The following is a 1,221-nucleotide window of genomic DNA, read 5'->3' as shown; positions in this document are numbered from 1 at the left end:
AACGATAAGGCTTTCATTTTGAGTTTCTAAGGCAAATAAACCATACATCAAAGGAGAGGCCGCTGCTCTTTCTAAAGTCTGTTCATATAGTTTATTCCAAACTTTACCCCCTAGTTTTTCATACTCGATGATTAGAGTTTTGAGGCTTTCTTCTCCAAACAAAGTTACATGCCCAGCAAAATCAATCGCTGGGTCATCTATATGGGCTGTTGACCAATCAATAACGCCTGAAACAGCTCCATCCTTTGAAGCTAGTACATGCCCAGCATATAAATCGCCATGTATAAATTGGGTGAAATCTGCCCATAGAACATCATTATCCAACCATTTTCTGTAGCGGGTTTCCAATTGCTCACTTATACCAATTTCAGATTTTACTAACTGCAAATTGTTTGCTATTTCAGGTCTTAAATCTGAAGGTTTCATAATTTTCAAATCATTTTCCCGAACTTCTTTTTCAGGAATACTATGGATTTCAAATAAGGTTTTTGCCAAAGATGTTATGTATTTCGGGCTATCTTTGTCCATATTCCAAATTATTTCATAGGTTTCAGCATCCAAATTTAAAACAGGATTATCTTTAAGTATGGGATAAGCCACTAATTCTGTAGATGAAATTCTCCAATCAGGAACCTCTACAGAAAGATGTTTTTTTACCAATTCTAAAATGCGTTTTTCTTTCTTGATTTGTTCCCTCATGCCATCACGACGAGGAATACGCAGCAACCATTGTTGCCCCTTTGTATCAAGAGCAAAAACGACCTTAAAATCAATGCCCATTTCATTGAAATTCATTTTGTCCGTAAGCAACAAGCCGTGTGCTTCAGCAAGTGATTGAATATCTTGAATTGTCATTTTTAATTTCCTTTAAAGAGTTCAATAATTAATGTTCGGATTAGATTGGCTATCATTAACAATCTCTCTCAAAAGTCTTGATGATTTTGTGGTCTTTGATCTCGTAGATAATGTCAGCAATATTATCGACCAATTGCTTGTCATGAGATACGAAGATAATAGTTCCTGCATAGGACTTCATCATTGTTTCTAATGCGGCAATACTTTTTAGGTCAAGATAGTTTCCTGGTTCATCCATAAGCAAAATATTATATTTTCCTAAAAGCATTTTGGATAAAAGCAGTTTGATGATTTCACCTCCCGATAAGTCGGATAAGTTTTTTTGAATATCATTCGCTCCGATCCCCATTGAAGCCAATACTGCAC

1 protein-coding gene and 1 pseudogene are annotated in these 1,221 nt (G+C 35.6%); both read right to left on the bottom strand.

The annotated features are described in order from the left end of the window. The coding region (locus BGP77_RS02875) for an Mph(E) family macrolide 2'-phosphotransferase (protein WP_108163237.1) at positions 1–855 on the bottom strand (855 nt) is incomplete at its 3' end. A 55-nt stretch (positions 856–910) separates the two neighbouring features. Next, a pseudogene (locus BGP77_RS02870) lies at positions 911–1,221 on the bottom strand (ATP-binding cassette domain-containing protein); the annotation flags it as partial.

The organism is Saccharospirillum sp. MSK14-1 (assembly GCF_003054965.1).
Lineage (GTDB): Bacteria > Pseudomonadota > Gammaproteobacteria > Pseudomonadales > Natronospirillaceae > Saccharospirillum.
The sequence above is the reverse complement of the archived record's forward strand: the minus strand, read 5'-3'. Positions and strand labels throughout refer to the sequence as shown.